Origin of the sequence: Glaciecola siphonariae (assembly GCF_042652645.1) — a bacterium.
Lineage (GTDB): Bacteria > Pseudomonadota > Gammaproteobacteria > Enterobacterales > Alteromonadaceae > Glaciecola > Glaciecola siphonariae.
This window is the reverse complement of the sequence record NZ_JBHSGU010000019.1, coordinates 80,104-105,348: the sequence shown is the minus strand read 5'-3', so window position 1 is coordinate 105,348 and position 25,245 is coordinate 80,104. Positions and strand designations below refer to the sequence as shown.

The 25,245-nt window shown below is 44.4% G+C and carries 23 protein-coding genes; 4 read left to right on the top strand and 19 right to left on the bottom strand.

Going from position 1 to position 25,245, the window contains the following annotated elements; genetic code table 11:
- Window positions 1–16 precede the first annotated feature (16 nt).
- Window positions 17–550: a flavodoxin FldB gene (gene fldB / locus ACFO4O_RS16160; RefSeq protein ID WP_382410403.1), complete on the top strand. Its 534-nt coding sequence runs from the start codon at window positions 17–19 to the stop codon at window positions 548–550.
- A 160-nt stretch (window positions 551–710) separates the two neighbouring features.
- Window positions 711–1,118 carry an ExbD/TolR family protein gene (locus ACFO4O_RS16155; RefSeq protein WP_382410401.1) on the top strand — a complete coding sequence of 136 codons (408 nt, stop codon included), beginning with the start codon at window positions 711–713 and terminating at the stop codon, window positions 1,116–1,118.
- Window positions 1,119–1,289: 171 nt separating this feature from the next.
- Here ACFO4O_RS16155 and ACFO4O_RS16150 read toward each other — a convergent pair whose 3' ends face one another.
- From ACFO4O_RS16150 to ACFO4O_RS16140, 3 genes are all read right to left on the bottom strand, one after another.
- Window positions 1,290–1,832 carry a YgjV family protein gene (locus tag ACFO4O_RS16150; RefSeq protein ID WP_382410399.1) on the bottom strand — a complete coding sequence of 181 codons (543 nt, stop codon included), beginning with the start codon at window positions 1,830–1,832 and terminating at the stop codon, window positions 1,290–1,292.
- Between the two features lie 86 nt (window positions 1,833–1,918).
- Window positions 1,919–2,284, bottom strand: a complete 366-nt coding sequence (locus ACFO4O_RS16145) for a hypothetical protein (RefSeq protein WP_382410397.1) — start codon at window positions 2,282–2,284, stop codon at window positions 1,919–1,921.
- An 83-nt stretch (window positions 2,285–2,367) separates the two neighbouring features.
- On the bottom strand, window positions 2,368–2,997 hold the full coding sequence (locus ACFO4O_RS16140) for an NAD(P)H-binding protein (RefSeq protein WP_382410466.1): 630 nt from the start codon (window positions 2,995–2,997) through the stop codon (window positions 2,368–2,370).
- A 183-nt stretch (window positions 2,998–3,180) separates the two neighbouring features.
- On the opposite strand from ACFO4O_RS16140, the gene ACFO4O_RS16135 reads away from it, so the two are divergent.
- Together ACFO4O_RS16135 and ACFO4O_RS16130 are read left to right on the top strand one after the other, a co-directional pair.
- A complete protein-coding gene (locus tag ACFO4O_RS16135) occupies window positions 3,181–4,188 on the top strand; it encodes a serine/threonine dehydratase (RefSeq protein WP_382410395.1) in 1,008 nt (335 codons plus the stop codon).
- A 53-nt stretch (window positions 4,189–4,241) separates the two neighbouring features.
- Window positions 4,242–5,894 (top strand): amidohydrolase, encoded by a 1,653-nt coding sequence (locus ACFO4O_RS16130; protein ID WP_382410464.1) that lies wholly within the window; start codon window positions 4,242–4,244, stop codon window positions 5,892–5,894.
- Between the two features lie 11 nt (window positions 5,895–5,905).
- Here ACFO4O_RS16130 and ACFO4O_RS16125 read toward each other — a convergent pair whose 3' ends face one another.
- The 16 genes from ACFO4O_RS16125 to fabV all read right to left on the bottom strand — a co-directional run bounded on the left by ACFO4O_RS16125 (window position 5,906) and on the right by fabV (window position 25,226).
- A complete protein-coding gene (locus ACFO4O_RS16125) occupies window positions 5,906–6,427 on the bottom strand; it encodes a GNAT family N-acetyltransferase (RefSeq protein WP_382410393.1) in 522 nt (173 codons plus the stop codon).
- Window positions 6,403–7,254, bottom strand: coding sequence for an MBL fold metallo-hydrolase (locus tag ACFO4O_RS16120; RefSeq protein WP_382410391.1), 852 nt, complete (start codon window positions 7,252–7,254; stop codon window positions 6,403–6,405). Before ACFO4O_RS16120 ends, ACFO4O_RS16125 begins: the two co-directional genes overlap by 25 nt.
- A 73-nt stretch (window positions 7,255–7,327) precedes the next feature.
- Window positions 7,328–7,552, bottom strand: a complete 225-nt coding sequence (locus ACFO4O_RS16115) for a DUF1653 domain-containing protein (protein WP_382410389.1) — start codon at window positions 7,550–7,552, stop codon at window positions 7,328–7,330.
- Window positions 7,542–9,134, bottom strand: coding sequence for a M17 family metallopeptidase (locus ACFO4O_RS16110; RefSeq protein ID WP_382410387.1), 1,593 nt, complete (start codon window positions 9,132–9,134; stop codon window positions 7,542–7,544). Before ACFO4O_RS16110 ends, ACFO4O_RS16115 begins: the two co-directional genes overlap by 11 nt.
- Window positions 9,135–9,224: 90 nt before the next feature.
- Entirely contained in the window at window positions 9,225–10,286 is a 1,062-nt protein-coding gene (gene dinB / locus ACFO4O_RS16105; RefSeq protein ID WP_382410385.1) for a DNA polymerase IV, read from the bottom strand.
- Window positions 10,287–10,291: 5 nt separating this feature from the next.
- Window positions 10,292–12,106 carry a two-component system response regulator gene (locus ACFO4O_RS16100; RefSeq protein ID WP_382410383.1) on the bottom strand — a complete coding sequence of 605 codons (1,815 nt, stop codon included), beginning with the start codon at window positions 12,104–12,106 and terminating at the stop codon, window positions 10,292–10,294.
- Window positions 12,103–15,993 (bottom strand): response regulator, encoded by a 3,891-nt coding sequence (locus tag ACFO4O_RS16095; RefSeq protein ID WP_382410381.1) that lies wholly within the window; start codon window positions 15,991–15,993, stop codon window positions 12,103–12,105. Before ACFO4O_RS16095 ends, ACFO4O_RS16100 begins: the two co-directional genes overlap by 4 nt.
- 356 nt (window positions 15,994–16,349) lie before the next feature.
- Window positions 16,350–16,583 carry a (Na+)-NQR maturation NqrM gene (gene nqrM, locus ACFO4O_RS16090; RefSeq protein WP_382410379.1) on the bottom strand — a complete coding sequence of 78 codons (234 nt, stop codon included), beginning with the start codon at window positions 16,581–16,583 and terminating at the stop codon, window positions 16,350–16,352.
- Between the two features lie 44 nt (window positions 16,584–16,627).
- Window positions 16,628–17,665, bottom strand: a complete 1,038-nt coding sequence (locus tag ACFO4O_RS16085) for an FAD:protein FMN transferase (RefSeq protein ID WP_382410377.1) — start codon at window positions 17,663–17,665, stop codon at window positions 16,628–16,630.
- A gap of 140 nt (window positions 17,666–17,805) precedes the next feature.
- The gene (gene nqrF, locus ACFO4O_RS16080) at window positions 17,806–19,038 is read right to left on the bottom strand and encodes an NADH:ubiquinone reductase (Na(+)-transporting) subunit F (RefSeq protein WP_382410375.1); all 1,233 of its coding nucleotides are present in this window, start codon (window positions 19,036–19,038) and stop codon (window positions 17,806–17,808) included.
- Window positions 19,039–19,057: 19 nt separating this feature from the next.
- A complete protein-coding gene (nqrE, locus tag ACFO4O_RS16075; protein ID WP_382410373.1) occupies window positions 19,058–19,666 on the bottom strand; it encodes an NADH:ubiquinone reductase (Na(+)-transporting) subunit E in 609 nt (202 codons plus the stop codon).
- 5 nt (window positions 19,667–19,671) lie between these two features.
- On the bottom strand, window positions 19,672–20,304 hold the full coding sequence (locus ACFO4O_RS16070) for an NADH:ubiquinone reductase (Na(+)-transporting) subunit D (protein ID WP_382410372.1): 633 nt from the start codon (window positions 20,302–20,304) through the stop codon (window positions 19,672–19,674).
- A 9-nt stretch (window positions 20,305–20,313) separates the two neighbouring features.
- Entirely contained in the window at window positions 20,314–21,081 is a 768-nt protein-coding gene (locus ACFO4O_RS16065) for a Na(+)-translocating NADH-quinone reductase subunit C (protein WP_382410370.1), read from the bottom strand.
- Window positions 21,071–22,282, bottom strand: coding sequence for an NADH:ubiquinone reductase (Na(+)-transporting) subunit B (locus ACFO4O_RS16060; RefSeq protein WP_382410368.1), 1,212 nt, complete (start codon window positions 22,280–22,282; stop codon window positions 21,071–21,073). The genes ACFO4O_RS16065 and ACFO4O_RS16060 overlap by 11 nt, the downstream gene beginning before the upstream one ends.
- A 3-nt stretch (window positions 22,283–22,285) precedes the next feature.
- The gene (locus tag ACFO4O_RS16055; protein WP_382410366.1) at window positions 22,286–23,626 is read right to left on the bottom strand and encodes a Na(+)-translocating NADH-quinone reductase subunit A; all 1,341 of its coding nucleotides are present in this window, start codon (window positions 23,624–23,626) and stop codon (window positions 22,286–22,288) included.
- Window positions 23,627–24,044: 418 nt separating this feature from the next.
- Entirely contained in the window at window positions 24,045–25,226 is a 1,182-nt protein-coding gene (gene fabV, locus ACFO4O_RS16050; RefSeq protein ID WP_382410364.1) for an enoyl-ACP reductase FabV, read from the bottom strand.
- Between the last annotated feature and the right edge of the window lie 19 nt (window positions 25,227–25,245).

Genomic DNA, 25,245 nt, shown 5'->3' with positions numbered 1-25,245 from the left:
CAGCAATAGTGAGTTTATGACAGAACATCCCCGCATCGGCATATTTTTTGGCTCCAGCACCTGCTATACCGAAATGGCCGCAGAAAAAATCCAAGCGTGTCTAGAGCAGTCAACGCAATCGAAGGTAGATGTTTTTGACATTAAAGATACGTCGCTCAGTAAGTCTTGCGACTACGATTTTATTTTATACGGTATTTCCACCTGGGATTTTGGCGAGTTACAAGAAGACTGGGAATCAAGCTGGGACGATATTTCCACACTTTCATTAGAAGGCAAGACCGTGGCCTTATTCGGACTCGGTGACCAGGCTGGGTATGCCGATTGGTTTCAGGATGCACTTGGTATGCTACATGACGAAGTCATTGTACTTGGCTGCAACATCGTTGGGTATTGGCCTAATGTAGGCTATGAATTCATTGCTTCCAAAGGCTTGAGCGAGGACGGTGAGTACTTTGTTGGCTTAAGCCTAGACGATGAAAACCAGTTCGACTTAACTGACGAGCGCATTGAGAAGTGGTGTGAACAAATTCTCAGTGAATGGGTACGATAGTTTCCGTCCAAGCCTTATCTTTTGCATAAACATTTTATATTTGGGGCCAGATTTTAATGTTTTTGCAAAAAAATGTTAACGAAAGTGGCTTGATCCCCTATTCATTTTTATACGAATAGATATACTATACAGTCACCAGAGCAACAAGAGCTGTCAAAAAATGAAGAGAAAAAAGCACACAGCGGCGGATGACGACGCACAGATTGACATGACACCGATGCTAGACATCGTGTTTATCATGTTAATATTTTTTATTGTTACTACAACCTTCTCCTCAGAGAAGGGATTGAGTGCGAATCGTCCAAAAGACAATCAAGAGACTAATCAGCCGAGTAAAGCCCTATCTATTCGTATAGACGAAACCGGTCAAATTATGATGGGTGGTCGAATCGTTGATGTTCGCCGAGTGGTAGCAAACACCCAAACCTTTCTCGCCGAAAATGCGACCGACACTGCTGCAATTCAGGCGCATGAAAATACCGAGCACGGCATAGTAGTTGAAGTAATGGACCAAGTAAAATTGGCCGGGATCAACAACGTTTCAGTGCTAGTTAAAAAAGGTAAATAGCTTATTTTTACGAACATTTGCTAATGCATGATTTGTAAACATAAAACTTAAAAAAGCCAGCGACAGCTGGCTTTTTTTATGGGTGCTGCTTGTGAAAACGAGCGCTAAGTAGACTTATGCATAAACCGATAATTAACCTGCATCCTGATTAATAAAACGTTCTTTCAGCGATTACTCTTTTATATTCGTTTTCTTAGTTTCTGCTAATGTAGCTTTTTTATCGCGGAGCAAAATATAAAAGATGCTGCAGAGGTTACTGATGTTGAAGATGGTGCCAAAAATACTTCCCACCATAATCGCGTAAACAAGCCCTAGCGATTCGGCCAAGATAAACCATCGACGTATTTGCACAGCATTTGTGAATACGATTGAGCCAACGGTGAAAATCATCGACGAGGCATATGCAATAATGATAATCCACGGGCTATCGAGTATGGCCCATTCGTAACAAAAAAACGCAATATTCAAAACAACAAACAGGGCGAGTATGCCGTTTGACCGATAATACATGGCTACGAGGTTTCGAATACAAGCTAGCGCGGTTCCGATGCCAGCAGCAAGTGCACCGAGCATAAAGAAGTGAGTGCTAACAGCGGCCAGAGCAATGGCCGAAATGAAGCGATATCGATTAATGTCTTGCTGTCGATAGCCAATAAAATTAAACACTACCGCTATAGCGCCAAAAGCCTCAGCAATAATAATATGAGTATCCAATTAGTCCTCGCGGGGCTAAAAATAAGGAGGCGTATTATGCGTTTTTAGAAGCAGAATACTAGGGCAGAACGCAAATTAAATGCAGCCTAGCTTATTTTCTGACGGGCAAACCATTCATCATAAGAAATACTGTAGGCTTCATCCATACAGTCTGCAGGGTAGGCATATAAACCGAATTTATCGCCTTCTTGATGAGTCAGCACCACTGCAAATTTGGGCATAGTTTTAAGCTCTTTATGCATAGGGTCCCAAATTGGCACTTGATAATTACCAAGGTTAAGCACCGGTACATTCAAACCGTTTATCTTTGCATAATGATCGGCCACTGGGTTTGGAATAACGGCATACACACAATGAAACGGAATATTAACCTGCACGCCGTCCCACCAAAATTTTTCCACTTTTACGCGGTCAAATAATGCCTTAATTGAAGCGGGGAGCGTGTTTTTCATTAACATTACCTAATTGAATTAAATGGTCTCTACCTATATATCCACCGAAAAGGCGCTTAACTTTAGCTTTAAAAAAAAATTGCTTAAAATACCTGCAAACCAATCATCTGATGGGCCACTTGAGCGGGCCTTACGGGGCGGTATTTTTCAAGTGGGCCTTTCATAATTGGCCCTAGTATTTTAAGTACTTTAAGTGCAAAAGCTTCACCCGGACGATGCTCCTTACGCACGCCGTCTAAGAGTGGAGGGCGCACTGCTGCTGCGTTGCTAAGTTGCGGCATAGTTAAAATAGCATTTTCAAGTTCACCCTTCACCCGCAAATAAAAGTTTTTACTTTTGGCATCTGCACCTAAAGAGGATATCCAAACAAAGCTTTTGGCGCGCTGTGCCCGCGCCAGTTGTGCACAAACATGAACAAACTCAAAGTCGACCCTGCGAAACGCTCGCTTACTACCTGCTGATTTAAGCGTAGTGCCAAGACAACAATAAACATGGTCTACACTAAAATAACCTTGATAGTCTTGTAATGCATCGAAATCAATAACCAATGCTTTTATCTTTTGCATCGGATCGTGATAATCCACGTTCGCCAAAGGTGCCCGAACTAAGCACGTAATCGACTCATAGCGCTCATCTTGACATAGCTGATTAACCAGTGCTTTACCCACCAGCCCAGTTGAACCAATTACAATAGCCTGATATTTTTTTTGCATTTGCCCTTCGTTGTCGTTTACAAAAAACACGCTTAACCCTAAGCTATTGTTCAATCGCACAAATATGCGTGCAAGAAGTGACAATAATCGTGGTTTCGCTGTTCAAGTAATTACCAATAAATAAGTATACGGACAGACCGACCAACACGCTCACTCGCATTGCAACTCACAGGGCAAAATTGAATGGTAAGTTTCGCCGATATTCAACAAGCACAAGACCTCATCGCTCCCTACATTAAACGCACGCCAGTTGTGCAGTCGAGTTTATTGAATGCCGCTTTAGGACATGAAATATTCTTCAAGGCGGAATGTATGCAAACCACCGGCGCATTTAAACTCAGAGGCGCGACGCACTTTTTATGTCAGCTAAAAAAGCACGATGCCCTCCCCGAGCATATTGTCGCCAATTCTTCAGGCAATCACGCACAGGCTGTTGCTTACGCAGGCGCCTTGTTTAATGTACCGGTCACGATTTACAGTGCTAACAATATTTCGCCCGTTAAGGCAGCAGCGACTCGCGGCTACGGTGCTACCCTGCTAACCTTTGATACGCGCCTAGAGGCTGACGCAGCAGTGGAACAAGCTAGTAAAGCACACTCTACAGTGTGGATACCGCCCTTTAATCACCCTTACATCATTGCTGGACAAGGCACCGCTGCACTTGAGGCACTAAAACAAAGCGATGATATTGATATGATTGCAACGCCTTGCGGTGGTGGAGGTTTATTAGGCGGCACGCTGGTGGCGGCGCGTGCTATCAATAAGCACATGCAAGTGGTAGGCGCAGAGCCACTGGCCGCTAATGATGCTGCGCAATCGTTAAGAGCAGGTCGCATTATTCCCCTGTCGGGCCCGGCCATCACGCTTGCAGATGGCGCGGCTACTCCGAGCGTGGGTGAGCATACCTTTGAACTTCTTAAATCGATTGATGATTTTTATGAAGTCAGTGAAGACGATATTATTTATTGGACGCAGTGGTTGCAGCATCTGCTTAAACTCCACATAGAGCCAACCTGCGCCATGACCATGCAAGCTGTGGTTAACTGGTTAGCGAAACAAACAAGCAAAAAACGCGTCATGGTAGTGATATCGGGCGGCAACATCAGCCAAGCCAGTATGCAAAAAGTTTGGCAACACGATAGACTGTCCACCTTTCCCAGTCTGTCACTTGCAAAGGAACTTCCACAATGATGATTAATGCCCGTCGTCCTAACGCTGCTACAAGGTTTAAAATCTGTACTGTTATGCGCTTTTTACCCGCTGTTAAATTAAGTGCGTTGGCCAGCCTTTTACTATGTTTCCAAGCCCTTTCGAGCGCTCATTATTTTACCAATGTGAATGGATACACACTGAACAGCAAAGGTGATTTGCTGCGTTTTTCAGAAATATACATAGTAGATGACCGCATTAGTGCAATTGGGAATGACCTTAAACTTGATGAGGGCATTGATGCTATCGACATGCAGCAAGCCGTTATGCTGCCGGGCATTATTGATGCTCATGGTCATATTTTAGGCTTGGGTGAAAATCTTATACAGGTCGATTTGCGAGGTACAAAAAGCGAGGCAGACGCTGTTGCTAGAATTAAAGCCCATGTAAGCAGTAAAGGCGAGCTAGACAATGGTTGGATAATTGGGCGAGGATGGAATCAGGTGCTCTGGCCTGAGCAAAAGTTTCCAAGCAAAGAAAGCCTAGACAGAGCCTTTCCTGATACGCCTGTTATGCTAAGCCGTGTCGATGGTCATGCTGATTGGGTAAATTCAGCCGCACTTAAGCTTGCAGGTATTGATATAAACACACCGTCGCCGGCCGGTGGTGAAATTGTAAAAGACGAACAAGGTCAAGTAAGCGGCCTATTAATCGACAACGCGAGCTATTTGGTAACGTCTGTTATTCCGCCGGCCAATACTGAAGACCTCATTGCAAGACTCAATATAGCAAGTGAACACTTACTTACGCTTGGAATAACCAGTGCCCATGATGCTGGTATTAGCGAACAGGTGAAGGAGCTCTATACAAAGCAAGCAGAAGAACAAGCCTTAGCATTAAGAATTTATGCCATGCTGTCGGCAAGCGATCCGAATATTGAAGACATGCTCAAGGCAGGTCATGTGGCAGATGACCACGGTTTTTTATCCATTCGTAGCGTTAAAGCATATGGCGATGGGGCTTTAGGCTCAAGAGGTGCGGCTTTACTCGCACCATATTCAGATGACCCACATAATTCGGGCCTGTTGGTCACGCCAGAAGAAAATTTGCCTATGCTGTTTAACACCGTTATTGGCGCTAACTTTCAACTTAATTTTCACGCCATTGGTGACAGAGCAAATCGCTTAGCCTTAAAACAGTTTGCACGTAGTTTTGAGACCTTTGAGCAAAATACCCAACGCCATCGCATTGAACATGCACAAGTCATTGCCGTAGATGATATCCCTCTTTTTAAAGAGTATGGCATTATCCCATCAATGCAGCCTACTCATGCAACTAGCGATATGAATATGGCTGAGGATAGAATTGGCAAAGCAAGGCTGAAAGGTGCCTATGCTTGGCAAACTTTTTTAGAGCAAGGTTCACCCATTGCTTTTGGAAGCGATTTTCCAGTGGAATTAGCTAATCCTTTTCATGGTCTTCATGCTGCGGTAACGCGTCAAAATGCAAACAATCAACCTGAGGGTGGATGGATTCAAGCGGAGTCTGTGACGCTGAAACAGGCGTTTAGAGGCTTTACGCTCGATGCCGCCTACGCAGCGTTTCAAGAAAACATGATAGGGTCGCTTGAGGTAGGTAAAAAAGCTGATTTTATTATTGTTGACCGCGACATTTTTGCCATAGACCCGAGCTCAATAAGAGACACAAAGGTTGAGCAAACGTGGGTAAATGGTAAGCGAATGTACTAGGGCCGTGCGCCCTAATAATCGAGTGTCATGAAACTGCAGCCTTCAACAAATGTGACTTCTTTGGGATAGGCGCTGGGCACAAAGCCAAGGTTTTGATAACTGGTAACGGCTGGCAGGTTATCTTTGTACACAAACAAAGAAACGCTGGTGATGTTATGCTGGGCTGCTGCCTTCTCAATCAAAAGATTCACCAAAATGTAAGATAAGCCGCGCCCTCTGTATTGAGGCGCAATAATAAGCCTACCTAAATGGGCTCTGCTTGACCAAATTTGGATTTGACCAAAACCCAATATCTCGGGCGTGTCACCACTAGCATTGATGAGAGTATAACTTTGGTAGTTGCCCACTACTAATGAAGCCTCAAAGCTTGCGGCATCTTCGGGGTAGTCTAACGATGGTCCGGCCCAGCGAACAAATGCCTCCCCCTTTGGTAACCAAGTAAGCAAATGTTCGTAATGAGCCGACATAGAAAAGACAAGTTCGATATTATCAAACTCATCTTGCGTGTTTATTGATACAGTGTTTTTATCCATCTTTCCTCAGTGATGAAGCGCCATGCCCAGCTATCCCATTGCTCAGGTAGACCAGCATCTAATACGGCTTGCTCACTTAGACCTTCTGCTTTTTTCGACTGCACAAAGGCATGGGTCTCTTTAATCATGTTTACAAAGCGCTGTAAGTCGGCTTTATTTGCCAAACTGCCGTGCCCTGGAATGACCTTAGTGTCATCATCGATTTTACTCAACAGGGTCTCGACAGACTGAATATACCCTGAAACAGTTCCGCCCGCACCTAAATCAATATAAGGAAACATGTCTTTAAAGAACAAATCACCGGTGTGTAACACGTCAGGCTGTTCAAACCAGACGGCACTATCGCCATCAGTATGACCATCAGCAAGATGGAAAACATGTATCGTTTCATTGTTTAAATGGAACTTAACGCCGTCTTGATAAGTAACCACCGGCAGCATTGCTTTATTTACATCTTCACCCGAGGCTAAGCGAATACGCACGTTTTCATGTGCAAATATTGTAACGCCTTCATTTTCTGCAAAAAAAGCATTAGAACCGGTGTGGTCGCCATGATAATGAGTGTTGATGACAAAACGTTTTGGCGCGTCGGTCAACTCACTTATCGCGTTGGTGATTTTTTGCGCAAGCGGCGCATATTGATCGTCGATCATAAGCACGCCATCGGCACCGGCCGATACGCCGATATTGCCGCCCGCACCTACTAGCATGTGGACTGAGCCGCCTACGTGCTCACTGCTGATTTGCACATCAGAAAAGCGGTCTTGAGCGACAGTTGCGCTCGAAAGTACCGCCAAAGTAGCCCCTAAAAATAATTTTCTCATCATGTTCCCTTCCTCGTGTTATTAGTGTTTTTACTTAAGTCTTATTCGCTGCTTTTTACTCAACGTCACTTACGTTTTAGCCAACATAGGCAAACCGTGGACGCATAATTCCATTGATGTTTACTTGCTCAAAAAACATCGTCTTTGGTCGCACCCATAAATTGCTAGCTTTACCGCTATCTGATTTATACAGGGGTTTATAGAGAACCAACTCTTCCTCTGTTTCGCTGTGACGAACAATATCAATCAGTTCGTAAAATTGCCCTTTATAGTGCTGATATTTACCCTTCTTAATGCTCATTTTCTGCACTCGAAGAAGTATGTATACGAGGCAGAATATAGCTTGCCACAAAAGCAGACACGCTTGCTGCCGTCGGTTTGCCGTGCTGCCAATCCAAATTCTCAACCGCCGAGCCGGCAATATCCACGTGCGTATATGGCAATGGCAAATGACTGCGTGCATCATGCTTATCGAGACCTGATGCAATGCTCAAATAGGCCATCGGAAACTGATGTCCTCTCACGGTGCTCACCGAAGGCGCATTGTTAGACGACAATACATCGTCTGCTTTAGTCCTTGGTTTTATAAAATCATAGTCTTCACGCCTTACTAACGACTGCTCACTGGGGTCTGACCAAAGATGTCCAGCCTCAATAATGTTTTGACTCACATTTTCTAAAAGCGCTGGTTTATTTTCCATCAAAGCCGTATAGGGACCAAAGGCAACCGCAGCATGACCGGTTAAGGTTGCAAACGAGAATAGTTGCGGCGAAACGCTCATTTGTGCTTGTTCACGCATATGCGACAATATATCGGTCAGTACCATCCTGCCTTCAGCATCGGTGTTACCGACCCGCACTCTTATGCCGGCGTGGGAGGTAATAATTTCATCTGGCACATAAGCATCTGCCCCTATGCTATTACGTACAGCCGCGATACTTGCATACACTCTCAGACCTTTCGGCTTTAACAACTGCACCGCTTTTAAAATACCTGCCACCGCAGCAGCACCGCCTTTATCACGACTCATGCCCGCCATGTGACCGCCCACTTTTAAATCGGCACCTCCGGTGTCGTATGTTATTCCCTTGCCTGCGAGAAAGAGGGTTTGTTCTATCGGCCCCTCACCTTCGTAGGTCAAGTTAATCACTCTAGGATGATGACGGGATACATCTAACGATGCTCTTGCGACAGCGTATAAACATGGATATTCAGCGCGCATTGCCTCGATATCATCAATAATTTCGACTTTTACCTGACTGTCTGCAAAAGTGTCTTGGCAATACGAGGCAAAGCCAATAGGCGCCATTCGCTCTGGCTCAGTGCCGCATAGGTCTCGCGTTAGGCGTTTGGCCTCCTCCATGGCGCGCAGCATCATCACATCTGAATCTTTTAATCCATATAGGCCAACAGACTGCACTGGCTCTATATCGTCCTCATTGAGCGCTTGGCGGGCCTCTAGCGGTTGCCAAAGCTGCTGACACATACCCAAATAAACATTTTCCAAAGCATAACGGTACTGCGCATCATGCAATAGGTTTTCCTCATCAAGCTCAAGCACCACAAGTGGATTCAGCGCATCAATATGGACAAGCTGTTTTGCGATAGCCTTACCTATATCAAAAAAGCGCCGAACATCGTCATAGTCTCTATCAAGCTCGCCGCTCGGAACAAACAAACACCTGCCTCCGGGTAATGTATCAGCGGGCATCAAAACAGGCTCAATACCCACACGCGGATCGTATTGTTTTACGTCGAGTAATATTGGCGTGAGCGCTGGAAAGACTTTACTGCTCAAAGACTGACCAATAATTATGCTCAGGTCGTGTTGTGTATCTGATGCTTGAATTGCTTTAACAGCAATGGGTAAGGGAAATGCCATACTTCTCCTGCAATGAAACGCGCTTTTCGCTAAGTATAGCGGGATACGAATAAGTCACCAATAAAGTACAAAAAAGATAGCATGACCGATTTATTCCCAGTCAAAGGCCATTTGTGCCTGCTCCTGTGCAGGGGGGCGTAAACCTACTTGTAAGCCTAATAACCTTACTTGCTTACCAACGCCGCGCTTAAGCGCCTCATGTAACAAATCGAGCAAAACGTTCGCATCTATTGTGTGATGTTTAATTTCTTTAGTCGTTTGCTGAAAGTCATGGAACTTTACTTTTACACCAATTTTATCAATGCCTCGGCTAGTCAGATACTTTTCAGCTCTTCGCGTTAGTTCCGGCAATAATTTATCAAGTAAATAACTAGCAAGCTCATCTTCGCTGACCTGATTGGTATTGAAGGTGCGTTCAACACCCACCGACTTTCGAATGCGCGAGGTCTCTACGGCACGCGGGTCGTTGCCTTGACATTTTTGCCAGAGTGAGCGACCAAATTTACCAAACTTATCCACCAGCTCGCTTTCAGGTAATGCCTTTATATCGGCACCGGTCAGTAGCCCTAGCTGCTGAAGTTTCTCAAAGGTCACTTTGCCCACGCCGGGTATTTTATTAAGCGGTAGCGCTTCAATAAACGCATCAAGTTCATCGGGAGTGACCACGTACTGGCCGTTTGGCTTGTTGAGATCAGACGCGACTTTCGCAACAAACTTAATCGGCGCAACGCCTGCTGACGCTGTGAGATTCAGCTCCTGTTCAATGGTACGTCGAATATCTTGCGCAATAAGGGTTGCAGAGCCCTTGAAGAGCTCACAGTGGGTAACGTCTAAAAAAGCTTCATCTAATGAAAGAGGTTCAATGAGCTCAGTATAACGCGAGAATATCTCTCTAATATGCTGACTCACCTGCTGGTACACCTGCATCCGCCCGGGTACTATAATCAGCTTAGGGCATTTTCTAAGTGCTAATGCAGCCGGCATGGCGCTGCGTACACCAAACTCTCTAGCAATATAATTGCACGTCGTTAAAACGCCTCTATTCGCTGTTTTACCGCCTACAGCGACTGGAAACCCTGCTAATTCGGGCTTATCTCTAATTTCTACAGATACATAAAATGCATCCATGTCGACATGAATGATTTTACGCATACGCCCTATTTGACGAGTGTAAACAAGTTCATAAGTGGCTCCGGTTTATGAGCAACAAACCCTTGATAATAGTCCACTCCCATATTGTTAATAATGTTTAAGGCTGCCTCTGATTCAACGCACTCAGCAATCACCTTAATTTGTTTTGCTCGAGCTATACCGCTAATAGATTCGACCATTTTTCGACTGATCTCATCATTTTCTATATCTCTTACAAACATCCCGTCAATTTTCACAAAATCTACTGGCAGTTGTTTGAGATACTCATAAGATGATGTGCCTGTGCCAAAATCATCTAAGGAAAACAAACAGCCGGTTTCGTTCAATTCAAGCATAAAGCGATGAGTGGCACCAATATTAGAAATGGCAGATGTTTCGGTAATTTCAAAACAGATGCGGCTTGGCTGCACTTTGTGTTGCAAGAGTAAGTCGCGAATCAATTCTACGGCATTACTCTTGATAATAAACTCACCCGACAAATTAATAGATACTATTATATTTTCAGGGAGAGAGGATATCGCCTTGAAGGTATTTTTAAGCACCCATTTATCAATTTCAGTAATCAGATGAAAACGCTCCGCCACGGGAATAAAGTGTCCGGGTGGTTTTATCTTGCCGCTCTCATCCTGCAAGCGCAGCAAAACCTCAATCTTCTGTAGCTTACTGTCATTATTGGCGCAAATATGTTGGAAATACAGAATGAACTGGTTGTCTTCAATGGCTTGATGAATCAGCGGGATAATCTTCATCTGCTGCTGAGTTTTATCGATATAGTCTTTACTGTAGTTGTATATAGAGACTTCACCGCCACCTTTTCGCTTACTTTCAAAACACGTTCGTTCCGCAATACTTAGGAGGTGTGATACTGAATCGATGCCCTCGTCGATTTCAACCACGGCCATACTAATGGAATGTTTAAACACCTCTTCGTTCCATTCAAACCTATGGTTCTCAATATTGTCCTTTATCAAGTGCGCTCTTTTAATTGCATCGTCTAAATTCAAACTTTGCGATAAGACAGCAAACTCATCGCCGCCCATACGTGCGCAAATACTGGCAAATTCGAAACCTCCCCGCAACAGCTCTGCTATTTGTCGCAACAACTCATCACCGGCAACATGCCCACAGGTATCATTGATGATTTTAAATTGGTCTAGGTCGATGTAATACAAGAACGACCTGGCATCAGCATCGCTCTGCGTTTCCATTACCACCTTAAGCTCCTGCTCCATGGAATTACGATTAAACATTCGCGTCACAAAATCGTAATTCGACAAATAGCTGATTTTGTCTTGCAGGCGACGGCGTTCGTCAATTTCTATGCGCAAGTTTTTATTGACCGTTACCAACTCCAAAGTGCGTTCCTGCACTTTCATTTCCAAGCTTTCATTCACACTCTCGAGCAAGAGGTTGGCCTTATCTAGGGATTTTACTAGTTGGCTTAACCTGATGTGAGTGCTCACTCTGGCCAGTAGTTCTTCTGAACGTACGGGTTTGACAATATAATCGACACCGCCTACAGCGAATGCCTCTGATACATCTTTAACACTGCCGGTCAAAAATAAAACAGGGACTTGTTCGAGTCGGGTGTCTTGTTTTATTTTACGGCAGACCTCAATGCCAGATTGCCCCGGCATGTTGATGTCCAAAATGATTAAGTCAGGGATGTTCTGCGCTAAAACCTCCAAGGCTTTTTCACCTGAGTTAGCCACCAAAAGTTTAGCCCCATGGGGCTGCAAATAACCGGCAACCGCATGAATATTTGTAGGGTCGTCATCGACGGCTAAAATAGTGCGGGTATTTAAAATTTTATCTATCATTTTGACGAACCTAAAATAGTAGTGAAGCTAGAATAATCAAAGTGTTCGAGTGCATCAATCATGTTTTTAAGTTGAAGGTCGTCAGGTTTATTTGATGCGATGGTTTTTAGTTCATTTAGCAGCGCAAATGGCACCAGCTCATTATTATTGGTATAAGCCTCAATATCCAACAGAATATCTGACTGCGAGCGCTTCGTGTCTTGTTCGCTGGCATTTTGCACAGAGCGTATGTTTACTTCTAACATTGCTTTTGCATCATGGACAGACGAAGACAACAAGTAGTCAATTTGCGCTAAATCAGCGTCGTTGCTAACGCCATCCTCTAGGCGTTTTTCAATCTCTATACAGGCAGAAAACAGCTTAACAAAGCCCAAATTACCGCTTCCCCCCTTAAGCGTATGTATGTCTTGGCGCAGTTGCGTATCAGGCGCATTGGCCGCTTCGATTTTGTTGTTTGCCTCATTGTTTGCAAAGCTGAAATGCTCATACTGCTTGATGTAAAGCGCTAAACTTTTCACATAAAAGTCAGGCTGTGCCGCTAAGCTCGGAGGATTTTCATCCCAGTTCATCGTTAATAAAGGCGCCTGTGGCATGTTAATTCCCATCTGCATCGTTTGATCTGCCTTTTGCTGTGCTCCGGCCGTATCGTCTGAGCGCATGGTATATCCGGTAAGGTGGGCCGGGCATTGCGCAAACCCTTCTATCAGTGCCTTTTTCAAGGTACCGGTATCAATGGGTTTGGGCACATGATCATTCATGCCTGCCTCTAGACATTTCTCTCTGTCGCCTTTTAGGGCATTTGCGGTCATGGCAATGATAGGAATGTTTGAATAACGCTCAGAGGCTGCCGCAGAGCGAATCTTGCGGGTGGCTGAGTAGCCGTCTAACACCGGCATCTGACAATCCATGAGCACGAGCGTGAAAGGCTGGTCATCAGGACTGTTAAGCAGCGTATCAATGGCTTGCTGACCGTCTTCGGCTAAACTATAACGCAGTGAAAATTGCTGCATTAAGCCCTCTGCAACCATTCGATTTACGGCATTATCTTCAACAATGAGTATTCGATGATAATCGGGCCACGTGTCTTCTTTTGCAGGTAATTTAGCACTTAAGCCCACTAAGCTCTGTTCAGTGATAGCATGAGAGCGCTTTGACTGCGGGTCGTTGCCCGCAACTAATTTGATTGTATTGAACAGGTCAATCGTCGAAACCGGTTTAAGCAAACAGCCATCTAAACCCATTTCATTAAGTTCGCTACTGCTTACATTAAACGACATAGAGCTTAACATGAGGATTTTTATGTGGTCGGTGTCAGGCCTCTGCCGAAGTGTTCTGGTAAGCGCTAATCCGTCCATAACGGGCATATTCATATCGGTGATAACTAAGTCAAACGCTCGCTCAGTGTGCTCAATTTCAAAAAGCGCCGACTTAGCGCTTATGGCGCTGTGACTAGAGATGCCCATTTTTGCTAACTGATTGCTCAAGATATCCAAATTTGTCTGGTTATCGTCCACTATTAACACATGCCAATTACTTAAGTCTAAATCAGGCAGCTTTTGAGGTTTTAACGAGCTTGGCATACAGCGCACTGAGAATTCAAAACAGCTGCCCTGGCCGAGTTCGCTAGACACGCTAATACTCCCGCCCATTAATTCGCAAAGACGCTTCGAAATAGCCAACCCCAAACCACTACCGCCGTAAACGCGCGTGGTTGATGAGTCAACCTGCGAAAACGATTCAAAGAGGCCCTTAAGCTTTTCAGACGGGATCCCAATGCCCGAATCAGACACCGCGCAGGTGAGCTTTATCGACCCGTCGCTGTCGAGCTGCGTTTCTGCCCGCAAAACAACCTGACCTTCTGCCGTGAACTTAATCGCGTTGTTTAGCAGATTAGTCACAATTTGACGCAGTCTCATCGGGTCGCCAATCAACATGGCATGCTCAATTTTAGTCACATCAACTAGTAGCTCTAAGCTCTTCTCTTCGGCTTTAATGGCCAGCGCTTTAGCAGCATCCTCTAGCTGCTGAATGGGACTGAAATCTAACTGTTCCAGCTCCATTTTTCCGGCTTCCACACGCGAAAAATCAAGGATATCGTTGATGATCCCCAAAAGACTGGCGGCACTAGTTTTCGCTACGTTTAACTTATTCGATTGGTCGGCGGTAAGCGAACTTGCGAGCACTAAATCGAGCATGCCCAATACGCCGTTCATTGGCGTTCTAATTTCATGGGACATACGCGCTAGAAATTCGCTCTTAGCTTTATTAGCAGCTTGCGCATCAATCGATGCTTGAATCAGCCTGTCTTCGTTTTTACGCTGTGCAGTAATATCTCTCGATATGCCTAAGATACCCGGCGCTTTTTTATCCGCGAATGGAAGCAAAGACTTTTTGGTCTCAAATACACGGTTAGTGCCATCCTCGTGATTACCGACTCTCTCCATCACCAAAGGCTTGCCGCTGCGCAACACTTCATCATCGGTTTGTGAGAAGATATCTTGGTCTTGCTGATGCGTAATCTCCTTGTCGGTGCGGCCAATGACTTCTTCGGGCGCTTTATCAAAAATATCAAAAAATGCATGATTACCCTTGATGTATCGCTTCTCGTTATCTTTACAGAAAATAGGGTCTGGGATGGCATCAAACAAACCTTGCAAGACGGCTTGTTCGTCTCGTAATTCTTGCATAGCTCGCTCTAACTGTGCCGTTCGCTCTTTAACTTGGTCTTCTAAGGTACGAGCAGCTTGACTTAATTTGCGATTCGCACGACTTAATTTGCTAAATAAAAAAGCGGCTAAAATTAAAACAACTGACAAACAAGCCAATAACAGTATGATAATGACCGTTCGAGCACTGTAATAGCTCGATAGCGCTTCCTCTAGGTCGATTTCAGTCGTGATCCCCATGTTAAGGGCGTCAGACCATCTCCATGCGCCAATAACAGTAACGCCGCGATAATCTCTATATCCTTGCGTATTTTTAGCACTTTGTCCTGCTATGGCTGAGCGCGCCATTAACGTTAACCTGTCCATCGCTCTTTCGGCGTCGGTGTTATAAATAAGATTAACACCTGGGTCATAAAGACGAATATTCATGATGGCTGACTGCGCAGGTTCAATCAGTGAAATTTTTTCTAAAGTGGAGTTGAAGCGCGAGTCTGTGCTCATTATTCCTTTACGGTCAAACAGGTAGGTTTCACCTGACTCACCGATGCGTCCTAAAAGCGCAATATCCGACAACTCCTGATGCGCAAAATAAATGCCTGCCAATACGGCAAGCACTTCACCGTTTACGCGAACAGGCGCGGTAATAAGAAGGATAGATCTTTGCGCGGTATTGTGGTGTTGAAGTTTAATTGGAGGAATGAGTGTGGTCGTGCTTAGTGCCCGCGTAAAGGCCTGATCATGCTCTTGTCTAATATTAAAGTCTTGCGGGATAAGTTGCTCGTCTGTTGAAACAATTACCTGCCCTTGAGCAGACAGCACAAGAAATCCTTGGTTATTTTTAATGCCTTGAAGTAACACAAGTTCGTCTTTGATGCGAGACATCACCTCTGAGCCTGATTGATAGGAGGAAGAACTCTGTTGACGATTAACATGCTCAGCGATAATGCTGCTGTTAAGTCGAGCAAAACTGTCACTGAGGGAGATTTGCGTGAGCGCACTTTGCTGACGCCCTACCCACTGCAGTACCGCATTTTCGGTAGTATCAAGAACAACTTCAAGAGAGTCACCATAATCGCTTAGCACTTGCTGTTTAACTTGTTTTAAGGCAAAAGCAGTAGCGAACATGGCCAAAACAATAAAGACAATAACAAGTACAAAAACAGTGATAAATGAAGTAGAGCCTATCTGCGAAGGTCTCGCTGCATTTGTGGTGTGGAGCATCGCGTATCCGATGACAATAAAATCAATAACTTAATGTAGCTTTTCTTTGAACAAAAGTTAAGCAAGTCTTGTAAATTTATGCGCGTAACCAAGCCTTCGCTTACCAAAGGCGGTTTAAAGAAAGGGGCTGTATAAACACTAAAGACTAAGTTCTGACGAAGATATGTAGGACAAAACCATGCGCTTAATACGTGACCTACAGCAGGATTAGTCTGAAAACGTCAAAATCATCGAGGATTTAACCGAGCGCCCAAGGATGGGTCCACAGCGTTTTTCAGACTAAGTTTTTCTTTTTCGTCACGTACTCAAGCCATCGTGCTGACCCGACCCACCAACTTCATGGAAACATAAGCTAGCTAAATGATTTGATTGTCTTTCCATTCCTTTAGCTTTTGCTCACGCAGAGCTTCTTTTTCAAGACGGGCCTTTTTTCGGTCGCAGGGTTCTGGGCAATCGCAGGCTTTTGAAACACCCAGCGCACCTAATCCTCCGCAAGAGCCAGAAATGGTTTTCTTCTGAAAAATATAACCAACGCCCATTGCTAAAACCATTAGCAAGAAAAAGCCAAATGCCAGTATAAATGTGCTCACAAAAACCTCTTATTTAAAAATATCACTCAAATGCTCAAAATGCCTTACTGCACCACTTTTACATGGCGTTCAAAAGCAGTAGACCGGTATTCAACAAATTCATCACCTTCTTTAGTAATAAATAGTGCCGATATGCCCGCACGCTCGGCAAGGGCTCTTCCCTCTTCTGCTCCCATAACAATAAGCGCCGTAGCCAAGCCATCGGCCTCAATACACGTAGGCGCAATCACACTCACCGCTACTAAGTTATGCTGAATGGGGTAGGCAGTTTTTGGGTCAATGAGGTGCGAAAATCTTACGCCTGCTTCCTCAAAATAATTACGATAGTCACCAGATGACGCTATTGCGTTATCGCCAATAGAGAGTATACGCTGAATTGCTCGCTCGCTCGTAATCGGTTTTTCTATGGCAACTAGCCAGTCTTGCTGCCCTGGCTTTTTGCCGGCAACGCGCATTTCACCGCCTATTTCTACTAAATAGTCAGCTATCCCTTTATCGCTAAGAATCGACGCTAATTCGTCCACTGCGTAACCTTTCGCAATGGTAGATAAATCAATATACACCTTGTGGTGTGCTTTGATTATCTTACCGCCATCGAGCACAAATTTGTCTGTGCCCACAAATGGCTCAAGTTCACTTATTTGCTCAGGCCTTGGTACAGTTTCTGGCTTTTGGTCAGGTCCAAAACCCCAAAGGTTTACCAGTGGGCCTACGGTTATATCAAGCGCACCGTTGCTCATATTACCTATGCGAAGCGCCTCGTTAATGACACGCTGGGTTTCATCACTTATGGGAAAAGGTTCGTTGGCTATCGCTTGGTTCAAAAGCGATAGTTCTGAATCGGGTATGTAAGTAGACATTAGCTGATTAATTTCAATTAGTCGTTGGTCCAATTCAGCTTGCAAAGCTTGAACATCAACATTCTGCGACTGCTCCGACAAATAGAATTTCACATTGTAGGTGGTTCCCATTGTTTTGCCGTTTAGGGCATATGCATGGTCAAGTGGCTCACTACAACTACTAATAAATAAAAGCGTCAGGATGATAAATACACCTGATATATATTTTGATGGTTGACGCATCACTAGATTCAATCTCCTGATTTGTTAATACACCTGAATTAGTTCTCACCAATAACAAGTGAACAATCGTGCGTGAGCATTAATAAAGACAAAAAAGGGGCGCGATGCCCCTTTTATTAATATCAGTCAATTAGAAAAAATTAACCACCGAAATCATCAAGCATGATGTTTTCGTCTTCAACACCCATATCTTTTAGCATGTTGATGACCGCTGCGTTCATCATAGGTGGTCCACACATATAGAACTCGCAGTCTTCTGGCGCTGGGTGATCCTTCAAATAGTTTTCAAGCAACACATTGTGAATGAAGCCTGTATAACCATCCCAGTTATCTTCTGGTTGAGGGTCCGATAGGGCCACGTACCAATTGAAGTTTTCGTTCTCTTCTTGAAGCATATCGAAATCTTCGACATAAAACATTTCGCGTAAAGAACGAGCACCATACCAAAAGGTAATTTTACGATCGGTTTTAATGCGACGAAGTTGGTCAAAAATGTGCGAACGCATAGGCGCCATTCCGGCACCGCCGCCCACAAATACCATTTCGGCATCAGTGTCTTTTGCAAAGAATTCACCAAATGGCCCAGAAATCGTAACCTTATCGCCCTTAGTTAAAGACCATATAAACGATGACATTTTACCTGCCGGCAGGCTAAGGTTATTAGGCGGCGGCGTAGCAATACGCACGTTCAACATAATAATGCCTTCTTCTTCAGGGTAGTTTGCCATGGAGTAAGCTCGAATGGTTTCTTCGTCAACCTTTGACTCAACATCAAAAAATCCGAAACGCTCCCAATCTGGACGATATTCTTCTGGGATCTCAAAATCTTTATACTTAACATGATGCGGCGGCGCTTCAATCTGAATATAACCACCTGCACGGAACGGCACACTCTCGCCGTCAGGAATTTGAAGCTTAAGCTCTTTAATGAAGGTTGCTTCATTGTTATTTGAAATAACTTCGCAATCCCATTTTTTGATGCCGAATACTTCTTCTGGTAGCTCAATTTTCATGTCTTGCTTAATCGCAACCTGACACGACAAACGGCACCCTTCTTTTGCTTCACGTTTGGTGATGTGATCAAGCTCGGTTGGAAGAATCTCACCGCCGCCTTCTTTGATGTCTACGCGGCACTGACCGCAAGAACCACCACCACCACAAGCAGATGATACAAAAATGCCTGATTCGGCTAACGCGCCCAGTAACTTACCGCCGGGTGCGGCAGTAATAACCTTGTCTGGATCATCATTAATCATTATTTGTACGTCGCCACTGGCAACGAGCTTTGACTTGGCAAAGGTGATTATTAACACCAGCACCAATACAATCGCTATAAACATCCCTACGCCGAGATATATCTCTATCTGATTCATTTATATGCTCCTAATCACTTTACAGTGAAATACCTACGAACGACTGGAAACCTAACGCCATTAAGCCTGCAATCATAAATACCGAACCTAGTCCACGTATGCCGTCGGGCATATCTGCATACTTCAGTTTTTCACGAACCGCCGCTAATAATACAATAGCCAGAGCCCAACCCATACCAGAGCCAACACCATAAACAATACCTTCTGTAACGGTATATTCACGCTGCACGGCAAAGGCAACGCCACCAAAAATGGCGCAGTTCACAGTAATCAAAGGTAAAAATATACCCAATGCGTTATACAAAGCAGGAAAGAACTTATCCAAGGTCATTTCTAAGATTTGCACTAGCGCAGCAATTACGCCTATAAACGTTAGAAAGTTCAAGAAGCTCAAATCAGCATCTGGAAAGCCGGCCCAAGCTAAAGCGCCTGGCGCAAGCACATTTGTGTATATGATTTGGTTAACAGGTACCGATATACCCAGCACAACGATAACCGCAACACCTAAGCCCATTGAGGTTTTTACTTTTTTAGATACTGCCAAAAAGGTGCACATACCTAAGAATAATGAAAGCGCCATGTTCTCGATAAAAATGGCTTTTATTGCAAGTGATAAATAATGTTCCATTGCGATTATTCCTTAGGCTCTACTTGCTCTGGGCGTACGGTACGGATTGCCCAAATCATTAAACCAATTAAGATAAACGAGCTAAACGGTAAAATTAGCAAGCCGTTACCTTGATACCAACCACCGTTTTGGACCAAAGGCAGAATTTCAAAGCCTAAAATGGTGCCAAAGCCAAACAGCTCTTTTACAGTACCAATAACAATCAGGATAAACGCATAACCCATGCCGTTGCCAATCCCGTCTAGGAAACTCATCAATGGAGGAGACTTCATTGCATAAGCTTCTGCACGGCCCATCACGATACAGTTGGTGATGATTAAGCCAACAAATACCGACAGCTGCTTCGATATCTCATAAGAATAAGCTTTCAGTATCTGGTCAACCACAATAACCAAAGACGCAATAATCGTCATTTGGATAATTATGCGAACGCTAGATGGGATCTGATTGCGTATCATTGAAATAAACAGGTTAGAAAACGCGAGTACCGAAATAACGGCCATCGACATTACTAATGCAGTCTCGAGTTTAGTGGTAATTGCAAGCGCTGAACAAATGCCCAACACGTGCAGAGCGATAGGGTTACTATCGACTATCGGCCCGAAGAGGGCTTTTTTCATTTCTTTAGTATCAGCCATGTTCGTGCCTTATGAAGATTTCCAAGATTGACGTTTTAGGTAAGTGCCAAAGCCATTCTCACCCGCCCAGTATTGCAAAGTATTTTCAACACCGTTGCTCGTTAGCGTTGCGCCAGACAATGCATCAACTGCATACTGATTGCCGTCGCCAACGTTTTTATCCACGCTGATAGCGACTTCGCCGTCTTTAAACAACTGCTTACCGTCCCACTTTTCTTGCCATGCTGGGTTTTGAATTTCAGCGCCCAGCCCGGGTGTTTCCTTGTGCTGATAATAAATCAATTCGCGTATTGTTTGCCCGTCATCATCGATGGCCAAAAGACCATACATCAAATCCCAAAGGCCAGAGCCATGCACAGGTAGAATAATGCGAGTTACTTTGCCCGACTCATCCTTCACATGATAAACGCTAGCGATACTAGAGCGATTCAAAAAGCCTACATTGCTGCCCTCAACCTTGACTGAAAACTCAGGTTGCTTTGCCGCTTTGTACATATCAAAGTCAGGTGATGGTTTTTCCACATATTGACCGTTTGATAAGTCAACAAATTTTTCTTCCACTCGCTTGTCATATATTTTTGCAATCTCTTCTTTTGACGAGGCATTGCCTAGCAAACCTGCAGCGTTAAGTATGTTAGATTTTTTATCTAATGCGGCATTTGTTTCTTGCAAGGAGCGTAAGCCAACAGCAGAACCAGCCACAACAATAGAGCACACCAAACAGACAGCAATAACAACAAGTAATGTTTTGCCTAAAGTTTCTTTCTTAGCCGACACGTGCAATCCTCCGCTTGATATTGCTCTGGGCAACGAAATAATCGAATAAAGGCGCCCATAAGTTTGCGAATAATATAGCTAGCATGATGCCTTCTGGGAACGCCGGGTTTAGTACCCGAATTAACACCGTCATCAAGCCAATAAAGAAGCCGTACATCCATTTACCTTGATTGGTAAAAGAGGCGGAGACCGGGTCGGTAGCCATGAAAAACATACCAAAAGCCAATCCACCAATGACCATGTGCCAGTAAAAAGGCATCGCCATGATTGAACTAGGGTCGGTCGCAAACAAGTTGAGCAAAGTGGCAAAAAATGCAACGCCTAAGCCCACACCAGCAACAATACGCCAGCTAGCAATCCCTAAATAAATAATGAATAAACCACCTAACATGATCATCAATGTCGACACTTCACCCACAGAGCCTGGGATATTGCCTAAGAAAGAATTCATGAATAAAGTCATGTCGCTGTAGTCCATTTGACCATTAGCAGCATTACTTAACCATGTTGCGCCTGAGTAGCCATCGGCCATTGAAGCCGCAACCCACGGTTGGTCACCTGATATTTGAGCAGGATACGCAAAGTATAAGAAGGCTCTGCCAGATAAGGCAGGATTTAAGAAATTACGGCCTGTACCGCCAAAAATTTCTTTCGCGATAACGATACCGAAGGTGATACCCAAGGCAACTTGCCATAGCGGAATCGTTGCAGGCAGTGTTAGCGAGAACAGTACTGAGGTTACGAAGAACCCTTCGTTTATCTCGTGTTTACGCACAGAGGCGAACAAGACTTCCCAAAAACCACCTACGATAAACGTAGTTGCATAAATCGGTACAAAAAAGCATGCGCCGTAAAAGAGCATACTAAACCAACCGGAATCAGCAGTAAGCGTACCACCAAGAGCGGTAAACAAACCTGCTTGCCAACCGTCGTAGAGCGCCCCGCCTGCTTGAATCGCGTACGATGCTTGTAAACCTACGTTGTACATACCGTAGAACATCGCAGGGAAGGTAGCCATCCATACCATGATCATGATGCGCTTAAGGTCAATACTATCCTTAACGTGCGTGCTCGCCTTGTTTACTTTGCCAGGCGTATAAAAGATGGTTGCTGCTGCTTCGTAAAGCGCATAGAACTTTTCGTATTTACCACCTGTTTCAAAATCAGGCTCGATTTTTTCTAAATATGCTTTTAAACCCATGACTTAACCCTCAGCTTCAATTATGGTTAAACAGTCACGCAAAATAGGACCGTAGTCGTATTTGCCTGGACATACATAAGTACACAAGGCCAAATCTTCTTCATCTAGCTCCAATGCACCCATGGTTTGTGCGCTATCGGTATCACCCGATATGATATCGCGCAGCAGTAATGTTGGAATAACGTCTAATGGCATGATGCGTTCATAGTTGCCAATGGGTACCATTGAGCGGTCTGAACCATTAGTTGTAGAAGTCATATCAAATTTCTTTTTACCCGCTAGGTGACCTAGATAGGCACGCGTCACAGAGTGTTGATTTGAGCCGGGCATAATCCAGCCAAAAAACTTCTTCTCGGAGTCTTCTTTAATCAGCGAAACCTGATTGTGATAACGGCCTAAATACGCATGGGGACCTGATGCTTTGGTGCCGTTTAGCACTGAACCGGATATTACGCGCACCGGATCATTCGATAATTGACCTTCAATAAGCTCATTAACGCTTGCGCCAACTTGCGTTCGAACAATCTTCGGTGACTTCGCCATTGGACCAGCAATAGACACAACTTTAGTTTGGTCGAGCTGTCCGCTTTGAAAGGTTGAACCGATTGAAATTACGTCTTGGTAATTTACATACCATACGCGTTTTTTCTGACCAACGGGGTCAAGGAAATGAATGTGCGTACCTGCCAAACCCGCTGGATGCGGCCCAGCAAATTCGTTTACCTCTACACGCTCACCTTGGGCTGGGATATCGGCACCAGGCGCTTTGTTGACGTAAATTTTACCTTCGGTCAGTTTTGCAAGTACTTTCAAACCAAATGCAAATTCTTCTTTGCGTTCAGCCAACACGATTTGCGGGTCGACCGCTAAAGGGTTGGTATCGATTGCAGTTACGAAAATTGAATGCGGAGTGCTTTCAACCGCGGGTACCTTGCTGTAAGGGCGCGTGCGAAGGGTTGTCCAAAGAGCCGAATCAATCATGGCATCAACAATAGCTTGGCGGTCAGCACTTGCTAGGCCAGCATCATCGAATTTTGGAAACTCTATCGCTTCATCGCCTTTTACGCTTATCACAACAGATTGTAATACACGTTTAGCGCCACGATTTACTTCAACAACTTCACCCGCTGCTGGCGCAACAAACTTAACGCCCGGATTCTTCTTGTCTTCAAACAGCATTTGACCCTTTTTCACCACATCGCCCACTTGGACGTGCATAGTGGGTCGCATACCAATATATTCCTCACCAAGGATAGCCACTTTAGAAGCACTTATCGTATCAACGATAGTTTGCTCGGGCTCTCCTTTGATGGGAAGGTCTAGACCTTTCTTTATCTTTATCATATGCAATTGACTACTCTTAATTTAGAAACCAATTTAAATGTGCCTGTTTTTATTACTTTTTTGCAGTTCAAACAAGCAAGTTTGAATTACTTCCTATTCGCCTATGTATCATAAAACACACGTGACTAATTATTCGAAAAAGCGTTTGCTTTTAGCGAATCCCTTGGTAACTCATTATTATTATTATGTTTTTTTGCAAGCGGTATTGATATCTAACCATCTAATTGTGCATTAGAAGCATGTACCAACCCTGAATGGCGGCGATTTTAGCATTAACTGCCCTAAAAAGGCTATGGCAATTATACCAAAAGCGTATTTAATCAAGCAAAGTCGTGCAAAAATAATTCCACCAAAGATGTCAGCTAAACGCTGGCCTTTGGTGGATATTTTCAGACGTTTTCGCGACTGCGTGAACGCACTAAGTCCATTTCACCATAGGGTCAACATCGGCCTCATAATCAACACCTTGAATGTCAAAGCCAAATAAGTTCAAAAAATCTTTGTGATATCCTGCATAATCAGACAATTCGTGGAAGTTATTTTGGTCAATTTGATCCCACAATGCTTTGATTTTGGCCTGCGTAGCATCGTTCGTCTCGACGGTGTCCATGCGATAGCGGTTCATCTCATCGGTCGGTGGATTTTCGGTAAACAGACGCTCATTGAACAGGCCAGCAATTTGTTCAATACACCCCTGATGCGAGCCTTCTTCTTTCATTACTTTATAAATCAAAGAAATGTACAGAGGCATTACAGGAATTGCTGAACTCGCCTGCGTCACAAGCGCCTTTAACGAGGATACGTTTGCTTGCACCGATATGTTTTTGAGATTATTGATAATTGAGTTAGCTGCTCTGTCTAAATCTTCTTTTGCCAGTCCTATCGTGGCCTGACCGTAAATAGGCCATGTTAGTTCTTTGCCAATATACGTATACGCCGTAGTTTTGCAGCCTTTACTTAGAACATCAGCCTTTGCCAGTTGAAACAACCAACGCTCCCAATCCTCTCCGCCCATCACTTTGACCGTTTGTGCTATTTCATCGTCATTAGCTGGCTCTAAAGTGACCTCATGTACCAAGTCTTTATCGGTGTCGTAGGTTTTAGTGGTGTATGACTGGCCAACTGGTTTAAGCGTGGATTTGAACACTTCGCCGGTGTCAGGGTCGGTTCTGCGTGGTGAGGCGAGGCTATATATCACAAGGTCAATCTTGCCCATGTCTTGTTTAATTTTGTCAATGCACGCTTGCTTTACTTCATCAGAAAACGCATCGCCATTTATACTTTGAGCATACAGTCCTTTAGCTTGTGCCTTTTGATGAAATGCTGCGGTATTGTAGAAACCGGCCGTCCCCGTTTTACGCTCAGTAGGTTCTTTTTCAAAGCATACGCCTAGGGTGTTCGCTCCATAGCCAAAAGCAGCGGTAATACGCGATGCTAGGCCATAGCCTGTACTGCATCCAATTACCAAAACGTTTTTGGGTCCATCTTGGGTAAAATCTTGCGCCTGAATATATTGGATTTGATTCTCAACGCTTTGTGCACAGCCCACAGGGTGGGCGTTTGTGCAAATGAAGCCTCTTACTTTTGGCTTAATAATCATGCTTGCTCCTTTTTACAAA